This is a genomic window from Longimicrobiales bacterium (assembly GCA_035764935.1).
Taxonomy (GTDB): domain Bacteria; phylum Gemmatimonadota; class Gemmatimonadetes; order Longimicrobiales; family RSA9; genus DASTYK01.
The window spans coordinates 1-9,192 of sequence record DASTYK010000183.1 but is presented as its reverse complement, the minus strand read 5'-3'; the positions used below and the strand labels follow the sequence as shown (position 1 = coordinate 9,192).

The 9,192-nt window shown below is 67.5% G+C and carries 7 protein-coding genes and 1 pseudogene; 1 reads left to right on the top strand and 7 read right to left on the bottom strand.

What is annotated here, in order from left to right; translation table 11 throughout:
• The 7 genes and pseudogenes from VFU06_16085 to era form a co-directional block, all read right to left on the bottom strand.
• A partial coding sequence (locus VFU06_16085; protein ID HEU5210915.1) for an amino acid--tRNA ligase-related protein occupies positions 1-1,101 on the bottom strand: 1,101 nt, incomplete at its 3' end.
• 12 nt (positions 1,102-1,113) lie between these two features.
• Positions 1,114-2,172 (bottom strand): annotated as a pseudogene (gene prfB, locus VFU06_16080) (peptide chain release factor 2).
• Positions 2,173-2,327: 155 nt separating this feature from the next.
• On the bottom strand, positions 2,328-3,005 hold the full coding sequence (locus tag VFU06_16075; protein HEU5210914.1) for a zinc-ribbon domain-containing protein: 678 nt from the start codon (positions 3,003-3,005) through the stop codon (positions 2,328-2,330).
• Positions 3,002-4,003 (bottom strand): diguanylate cyclase, encoded by a 1,002-nt coding sequence (locus tag VFU06_16070; GenBank protein HEU5210913.1) that lies wholly within the window; start codon positions 4,001-4,003, stop codon positions 3,002-3,004. Before VFU06_16070 ends, VFU06_16075 begins: the two co-directional genes overlap by 4 nt.
• Positions 4,004-4,124: 121 nt before the next feature.
• Positions 4,125-6,404, bottom strand: coding sequence for a ribonuclease R (rnr, locus tag VFU06_16065; GenBank protein HEU5210912.1), 2,280 nt, complete (start codon positions 6,402-6,404; stop codon positions 4,125-4,127).
• A 110-nt stretch (positions 6,405-6,514) separates the two neighbouring features.
• Positions 6,515-6,682: a Trm112 family protein gene (locus VFU06_16060; protein ID HEU5210911.1), complete on the bottom strand. Its 168-nt coding sequence runs from the start codon at positions 6,680-6,682 to the stop codon at positions 6,515-6,517.
• A gap of 19 nt (positions 6,683-6,701) precedes the next feature.
• Entirely contained in the window at positions 6,702-7,613 is a 912-nt protein-coding gene (era, locus tag VFU06_16055; protein HEU5210910.1) for a GTPase Era, read from the bottom strand.
• A gap of 215 nt (positions 7,614-7,828) precedes the next feature.
• Here era and VFU06_16050 point away from each other — a divergent pair, with 215 nt between their 5' ends.
• Positions 7,829-8,734, top strand: coding sequence for a methyltransferase domain-containing protein (locus VFU06_16050; GenBank protein HEU5210909.1), 906 nt, complete (start codon positions 7,829-7,831; stop codon positions 8,732-8,734).
• The last annotated feature ends 458 nt before the right edge of the window (positions 8,735-9,192 follow it).

Below are 9,192 nucleotides of genomic sequence, written 5' to 3'. Positions count from 1 at the left end.
TGCCTCGGCCGGCTCGACCCGGCCGAGCAGCACCCGCCGCATCTCCTGGTCCGAGGCGGTCCGCAGGTCGAGGCCAGCGCGCTCGCGGATGCCCTCGATGAAGGAGACCCGCCGGAACGGCGGGGTGAAATCGAGGGTGGTGCCGTACCGCTGGAGGGAACGGGTGCCCAGGCAGTGCTCCACCACCCCGGCGACCATGGCCTCGGTGAGCGCCATCATGTCGCCGTAGTCGGCGTAGGCCTGGTAGAACTCCAGCATGGTGAACTCGGGGTTGTGGGTCCGGTCCATCCCCTCGTTCCGGAAGTCGTGTCCGATCTCGTACACCCGTTCCAGCCCCCCCACCAGCAGACGCTTGAGATACAGCTCGTCGGCGATCCGCAGGTACAACGGCATGTCCAGCGCGTTGTGGTGGGTGACGAACGGCCGGGCGGCGGCGCCGCCGTAGAGCGGCTGGAGGACCGGTGTCTCCACCTCGAGAAAGCCGCGCTCATCCAGGAAGTGTCGCAGCCACCTCACCACCTTGGCGCGGAGCACGAAGACCTCGCGCACCTCGCGGTGCACGGCCAGGTCGGCGTAGCGCTGGCGGTAGCGCTGCTCGATGTCGGTGAAGCCGTGGTGCACGCGGCGCTCGCCCGTGTCGGCATCGACTTCCTCCTTGCCGAACGGCAGCGGGCGCACCGACTTCGCCAGCAGCTCGAAGCCGCTCACCTTGACGGTCACCTCGCCCATGCGGGTGCGGAACACGCGCCCCTCGACACCGAGCCAGTCTCCGATGTCCAGGTGGTCGAGGAGAGAAAACCGCTCGCCCAGGTCCTTGCTGCGGAAGTAGAGCTGGATGCGACCGTCGCGATCGGCCAGGTCGGCGAACAGCGTCCTGCCGTGGGACCGCAACGAGACCAGCCGCCCGCCGAGCCGGACCGGCCCCGCCTCGCCCGCCTCGTCGAGCTGTTGCGACGTTTCCGCCGCCTCGAACAGGGCGCGCGCCGCGATCGTGCTGTGGGTGACCTCGTAACGGTATGCGTACGGCTCGATACCACCGGAGCGCAGGGCCTCGAGCTTCTGCAACCGGTCAGCGACGACGCGCCCTGCCTCCTCCACCATCGAACTCCTCTCCTACGCCGCGCCGGCGCCGAACTGCTTCAGGTATGCCGTGATGAATGGCTCGAGATCGCCGTTCATGACCCGCTGCACGTCGCCCACCTTCAGCTCCGTGCGATGATCCGTGACCTGCGTGTACGGCTGGAACACGTACGATCGGATCTGGTTGCCCCAGCCGATGTCCGTCTTGGTGTCCTCCAGCTTGCGCTTCTCCTCCTCGCGCCGCTCCAGCTCCCTCTCGTAGAGCGCGGCGCGCAGCATCTTCATCGCCGTCGCCTTGTTCTGGAACTGGCTCCGCTCGTTCTGACACGCTACGACGATGCCGGTGGGGTTGTGCGTGATGCGTACCGCCGAGCTCGTCTTGTTGACGTGCTGACCGCCGGCTCCCGACGCGCGGTATACGTCGATCCGCAGGTCACCCTCGTCGATGTCGATCTCGATCGTGTCGTCGACGACCGGGTAGACGAAGACGCTCGCGAAGGACGTGTGGCGCCGGCTCTGCGCGTCGAACGGCGAAATGCGCACCAGCCGGTGCACGCCCTTTTCCGCCTTCAGATAGCCGTACGCGTACTCTCCGCGGATCTCCAGCGTGGCGCTCTTGATGCCAGCCTCTTCGCCCGGCTGCAGGTCGAGCGCTTCCACCTTGAAGTCGTTGCGCTCCGCCCAGCGCGTGTACATGCGCATGAGCATCTCGGCCCAGTCCTGCGACTCGGTGCCGCCGGCGCCCGGATGAATCGTGACCATGGCGTCGCGCGCGTCATCCGGGCCACGCAGCATCGCCCGCAGCTCCAGGCGGTCGATGTCCTCTTCGAGCCGCGTGACCTCTGACTCCCATTCGGCCGCGAGTTCCGGGTCGGGTTCCATTTCCAGGAGCTCGCCCAGCTCGCCAAGCTCATCGACCTTGCTGCGCAGGGCGTCGTACGGCTCGACCCACGCCTTCAGCTCGTTCGCTTCCGCAATCACCTCGCGCGCGCCGTTCTGGTCGTCCCAGAAACCCGGCTGCGCCATCCGGGCATCGAGCTCGGCTATGCGCTCACGTCGGGGTTCGACGTCAAAGATAGCCTCCGAGCGCCGTAACGCGCTCTCGTGCCGCCTCGAGTTGCTCCATCGTGGCTGTGGACATCACACGCTCTCCAGGTAACAAGCCGGGGCCGCCCAACCGAATGGACGGCCCCGCGGAATCTTTGAAATTAATGGCTTCCGTCGGGCGTTGCAACCGAGCGGACCGCTCAGAACACCGCCTGCCCGCGTGCCAGGATGTCGTTCAACGCCTGGCGGAAGAACGGCGTCGATTTCGCCGTTTCCTGGCCGACCTGGGCCACGTACTCGTCCCAGCTCTTCATGATCTCGTCGCGGAACTCGCTGCGCAGCGTGCCCGCCTCGATGGCCTGGTCGCGACGGTCGGGGTGGTACGCCACGATGTCGCTCACCAGCGCGCGGGCGATCCGCTGCGCCCGTGCATTCGGATCACGGGACCCGAACACGGGGCGCTGCGACCCGCTGGCCGGCTGCGCCGGCGCGCCCGCGCCGGCATTGACTGGAGCACCGGGCGTGCGAGCGCCGGACTCCCCGCCCTGCCGGGCGTCCGGCGCTGACTGCGCGGGATTCGACGGCTGGCCCGCAAGCGCGGCGCTGCCCGCCTGCGAGGCGGGTCCGCCCGTCGCACCCGGACTCGCGGGCCGGCCCGCCTGGGGCGCGGGTTCGCCGCCGTATGGCCCGTGCGGCTCGCCGCTCCGGGACGCACCCGGCTCGGTTGCTGCCGCGCCGGCCGTGGCGTCCGGCGGGGACGTCCCGGCGATCTGGAAGGTGCCGCCGCAGCGTGCGCAGCGCGCGCGGATGCCGCGCGGCGGGACCCGGGCGGGGTCCACGCGAAAGAGCGTCTGACAGTGTGGACAGCGGATGTTCATGAGTCCGTCGTTGCCTCCAGCTCATCCCTGGCTTCGCCGGCACGGCCGAACTGGCCGGGAGTGTCCGAATCCGAGCGGCGGTCCACGGCATAGATCGAGCCCGACTGCTTCTTGGCGAACGTCTTCATCTCGGTCGCGAGCTCGCTGACCCGTGCCGTGTGCGTGAACGTGCGAATCTCGTTCGTCACGACACCGATCGACAGGGTCATCAGCGGAACCCAGAGTATGTTGCCACGCCGGTCGCGTCCGAGAAAGTACCCGGCCTCACGGTCTGCCTCGGTGTACTGGTACGGGATCAGCTCGTCGAACAGGCTGATCACTTCCTCGCAGCACACCTTCATCTTCTTCAGTGAGACGTTGAAGATGAAGTCGTCGCCACCGATGTGGCCGATGAAGCCGTCCGGCTCGTACGCCTTCACGATGTCGCGCAGGATGCGTGCGAGCATGCGGATGACGCGGTCGCCCTCGTTGTAGCCGTACCGGTCGTTGTACTCCTTGAAATGATCGAGGTCCGCGTAGCAGACGGCGAACTTCTGGCCGCTGCGCATCCGCTCCGCGATGTCGCGCTCGATCTGTGCGGTGCCGGGCAGCCTCGTCCCGGGGTGCACACTGACGTCGCGGTGTGCCCGGTGCAGCATCATGCGCAGGCGAAGCAGCTTCTCCTGCATATCCATCGTATCGGTCAGCACCTCGTCCGCCCCCGCCTCGAACGCCTCCCAGACGCGCTCGCGCTGCGTCGAAGGCACGATCATCACGACGGGTACGATGGCGCTGAAGGTATCCGCCTTGAGGAGCCGGCAGAGGCGGATGGAGTCGACTTCCGCGTCGCCGTCCATCAGGATGCCGACCGGAAACGCACGATTGACCAGGGCAATCACGTCAGCGCCGTCAGGGATCTCGAGCAGATCGAGGTCCTGCGCCCGCGCGAACTCGGTGGCCGCCGGAGGCGCCGCATGCCGTCGCGGCGAGTGATAGACGAGGACCTTTCGCGAGCTCAATTCAGCCTGGAAGAGAGGCAAATCCACCGTGGTCGGAGCCGCGGCAAGCTAGTTTCGACACTGAACCGTGTCAAACACTGCGACGGGCCGGCGGCGGTGAATCCGGCGCGCCGCGCGGCGGTCATTTCCGGCGACCGCGTCCACCGCCGCGGCGGCCTCCCGCGCCGGCTGGACCGCGCCTGCCGCCCCCGCCCTTCGGCCCCGTGCGCGGGCGGTCGTTGCGGGCACTGCTGCTGCGGCTTCCCGTGCGAGCGCGGCCGGTGCGCGCGCCCACCGGCGCGCCCTCGCGCTCGAGCACGATGAAGTCGATGCGACGTGCCTCGCGGTCCACGCTCGCTACCTGCACGCGAACCCGGTCACCGAGGCGAAACGTGCGTCCCGTGTTCTGACCGACCAGCGCGTATGCGTCCTCATGGAAGGCATAGTAGTCGTCCTCCATGCTGCTGACGTGCACGAGGCCGTCGACGAACACGTCGTCGAGCAGCACAAAGAAGCCGAATGCACGCACGTCGCTGATCGTACCGGAGAACTCGTCGCCCAGGTGCCGCTCCATGTACTGCACCTTCTTCAGCTCCACACTGTCGCGCTCGGCCGCCTCCGCGATGCGCTCGCGCTCGCTGCTCAGCTTCGCGATCGGTGCGATCTGGTCTGCCGTGAGCAACCCTCCGTCGTCGCCCAGGAACCGGCTCGCACAGATCCGGTGCAGGAGCAGGTCGGGATAGCGCCGGATGGGTGACGTGAAGTGTGCATAATGCGGCGCGGCCAGTCCGAAGTGGCCGTGGTTCTCCTCGCTGTAGCGCGCCTGGCGCATGGAGCGCAGCACCACAGTGGAGAGCAGCTTCTCCTCCGGCCTGTCCTTCACCTGCTCGATCACGGCCTGCAGCTGCTTTGGCGTGGGACTCCCCCTTCCCTGCAGGCGCAGGCCGAAGCCGCCGATGAAATCGCGGAGCTGCTCGATGCGCGCGGTGTCCGGCGGCTCGTGGATGCGGTACGGGATGGGCAGTTTCCTGCGGGCTGCGTCCCGTGCGATCGTCTCGTTCGCCAGGAGCATGTAATCCTCGATCAGCCGGTGCGACTCGAGCCGCAGCACGCGCTGGATGTCGGCCGGCTCGCCGCTCTCCTCGAGCACGACCCGCGCTTCCGGCAAGTCGAAATCGATGCTGCCCCGCTCCTCGCGCGCAGCACGCAGGGTGAGGCTGAGCGTGTGCAGGCGACGCAGCGCGTCGTCGGTCTCCGGGCCGATGGAACGTGCGCCGTTCAGTACCTCCTGCGCCTCGTCGTACGAGAGCTTGTGCCGGCTGCGGATCACACTCCGGACGAGCGAGTGGCTGCGGACGCTGCCATCCGCGTCGATGCGCAGCAACAGCGACATCGCCAGCCTGTCCTCGTCGGGCCGCAGCGAGCAGAGATCGCTCGACAGCTCATGCGGCAGCATCGGGATCACGCGATCGACCAGGTAGACACTCGTCCCCCGATTGAGCGCCTCGATGTCGATTGGCGAACCGGGCCGCACGTAGAACGAGACATCCGCGATGTGCACGCCCACCTCGTGTGTCCCGTCCTCGTGGGCGATGATGGACAGCGCATCATCGTGGTCGCGTGCGTCCGCGGGGTCGATGGTGAATACGACCCGGTCGCGCAGGTCGGTGCGCCCCTCCAGGTCCTCCGGACGGATGCCGCGTCTGCTGATCGCACGCGCTTCGGCCAGGACCTCTTCCGGGAACTCGAGCGGCAGCTCGTGCCCGTGAACGATCGCCAGGATATCATTGCCCGGCGCATCGGCGGGACCGATCACCTCCTCGACCACGCCCGCAGGACCCCGATGCGAGGTGCCCCAGTCGGCGATCGACACGACGACGATATCGCCCGCCCGGGCGTCGCGCGTGCTGCCCGCCGCAATGTAGACGTCCCGGGTCAGCTTCTTGTCGTTTGGCACGACGAAGCCGAACAGTGCAGGACGGTCCTCGGGACCGGCCGGCTGGAAGACGCCGACCACGCGTTCACGTGCCCGCTCGAGCACACGGATGATCGTGCCTTCCACCCGCTCGCGCCGCCGCCTGCGCTCGATCCGGGCGACCACTTTGTCGCCGTTTACGGCAGACTCGATCGCGTCGGCAGGGATGAAGATGTCGTCGCCGCCCTCGTCCGGTTCGACGAATCCTGCGCCGCTGCGGATACTGCGGAAGCGGCCGACCACCAGGTTGATCCGGGCGGGTGCCGCGTAGCGCTGGCGCTGCACCCGGTAGAGGAGCCCCTCGTCCTCCATGCGATGCAGCAGCGCACGGAACTCTGCGTAATCGGACTGCTCCACCTCGAGTGCACGCGCCAGCTCCTTGGTCTTGAGCGGGCGCCCTGCCTCGTTACGGAGGTAATCGACGATCTGCTGTGGATTGAGTGGCACGATAGCTCCCCGGCGTCAGTGTGCTCCGTCCCCGGTGGCAAGGATCACACCCGCCCACACCATGCGCGCTGACCGATAGGGCGAGCCACATTGCAAGGACGGCTGGCTGTTCAGCCGAGCGGCTTCGCCTCGTCGATCAGCATGATCGGGATGTCGTCGCGCACCTCGTAGACGAGGCGGCAGGTGTGGCAGACCAGCTCGTTCTGCTCGGCACGATACTCGAGGTCGCCCTTGCACTTCGGGCAGACCAGGATCTCGAGCAGTTGCGGATCCAGCATGTGCTTCGCCCCCACGAATTCAGTGACCGTCCGCGTCGTCGCGCGGAACGGGATACCCCAGATACTGCAGTGTACCGACCTTCCTGCGCCAGTTCGCCAGCGGCTTGACCCACAGATCCAGGTACACCCGCTCGCCGACGAACGACTCGATCTTCTGCCGCGCCTGCGCGCCGAGTCGCTTGATCCGCTCGCCGCCCCGGCCGATCAGGATCTGCTTCTGGCTGTCGCGCTCCACGTAGATGGTCGCGCGGATGTAGACGGGATCCGAGGCCTCCCGGTACTCCTCGATGCGCACGGCCGTCGAGTACGGCACCTCCTGCTCGTACTCCTCGAAGATCGTCTCGCGGATCAGCTCCGTGACGAAGAAGCGGACCGACTGCACCGCCAGCTCGTCCTCGGGATACAGGAACGGACTCGCCGGCAGCCGTTCCGTAAGCGCCCGCAGCAGCTCGTCCACCCCCTGCCCGCCCGCGGCCGACAAGCGGTGCGGCTCCAGGTCCAGCTCCGCACGGCTCCATGCGGCCAGTGAGGCAACATCGTCGTCGGACGCAGCGTCGGTCTTGTTGATCACGACGATGAGCGCGTGCCGGCGCCCGCCCAGCGCCTCCAGCGCCTCCGCATCGGGCAGCTCGTCCGGCCGCGTTGCATCCAGCAGCAGCAGCACGACGTCCGCATCCGCCAGCGCCTCCAGCGCCCACGTCCGCATCGCCCGCTGCAGCGCATACCTCGGCTCCAGCAACCCGGGCGTATCGACGAATACGAGTTGCGCATCCCCGGTGGTGAGAATGCCGGTCACGGTCTCGCGCGTCGTCTGCGCGCGCGGCGTGACAATGCTCAGCTTCTCACCGACGAAGGCGTTCAGCAGCGTCGACTTGCCTACGTTCGGCCTGCCGACCAGGGCGATGTGGCCGGCACGGGTCGTGGTTTCCATCGGCGGAATGTAGAGGGAAGGATCGATCCGGATCAATGTGTGCGGATGATCATTTCGTGTGCAGGAAACAGCGCGCGCGTGGGGCGGGCGCGCGGGTGCAGCCGGGATCGGCTGGCCAGGAATGCGCGCGGGAACGACATTCTCTGCCGGGAGTGAAGTGGCTGTAGCGCCCTCGCTTACATGCCTCCACCTGCGCAGTCGTGAAGATAGAACAAATGGCGAGCGAGGATTGTGCAGCCCTGCTGCGCTGCCCCGTCTGCGGCGCCCCCATGAGAGTGGACAGCGGCTCGCTCCGGTGTGTCAGTCGCCACACCTTCGACATCGCGCGCGAGGGTCACGTCGACCTGCTTCCCCCGGGCCACGGCCGGCACAACATCGCGGGGGACACGCGCGAGATGATTGCCGCACGCACGCGCGTCCTGGAGAGCGGCCTGTTCGATCCGCTGGCCGAGTGCGTGAGCGGGCTGGCTGCGACGTGCCTGGCGAATGCGGTCCGCCTGCGGTCTGCGGACGGAGAGGCGCGCGACACGGCCGTCGTTCTCGACTGCGGCTGCGGCACGGGCTACTACCTCGGCCGGATCGCCCAAGACGCCGCGCAGTCTCCGTCGCGGCTCTGCTTACTCGGTACCGACATTTCCAGTGCTGCGCTGCGGCGCGCCGCGCGCACCGTGCGAAACGGCCTTTTCTTCCGCAACGACATCGCGCACAGGATCTCCGTCGTCGATCGCGCCGCCGACCTGATCATCAACATCTTCGCGCCCCGAAACCCGCAGGAGTTTCATCGCATCCTGCACCCGCGGGGCACGCTGCTGATCGTCATTCCCGGCGCCGGTCACCTCGCCCAGCTCCGCGCCCGGCTTCCGCTCCTTGCCGTCGCGCCCGACAAGGAGCAGCGCCTCATGGCGTCGATGCACCCGCTGTTCGACCTGGTCCAGGACAGAACCGTGCGCTACGATCGCGCGCTCGATACCGTTCAGCTGCTGGACCTGCTGCGCATGACGCCCAGCGCATGGCACCTCGAGCAGGACGCGTGGCGCCAGGCCGCACTCCTGCCGGCCCTCGATGTCACGCTCGACTTCCACGTCCTGGAGCTGCGACCGACGGCTTCACGTGGCCAGTGAGTTGGTCTGGCGTCTTCTCATCGTCCGGGCTGCGACAGGCGGGTTCACACGGAGGTCACAGCGGACACAGCGGAACACAGTGGGCGTTTCCTCGTTTCACGCAGAGGCGCAGAGGAGCAGAGGCGCAGTGTGGCTCGCGGCCGAGCGAGAGACCCGGCCAGCAGCCTGCCATCCCGCCGTTCTACATCATGAATGTGGAATATCCCGGTAAGGCTCGGATCCAGGACGCCGCTGTAGCTGCCACTGCGCCTCTGCTCCTCCGCGTCTCTGCGTGAAACGAGGCAAGCCGATTCGCTGTTCCACTGTGTCCCCGATGTCCGCTGGCCCTGCCCCGGTTTGGTGGACACCAAGCAGTCCCAATCGGCATGTTGGGACAGGAGGTGTCCACATGGGAAAGAAGCGTCGGGCCTATTCGGCGGAGTTCAAGGCTGAAGCGATTCGGTTGATTGAGCAGGGTG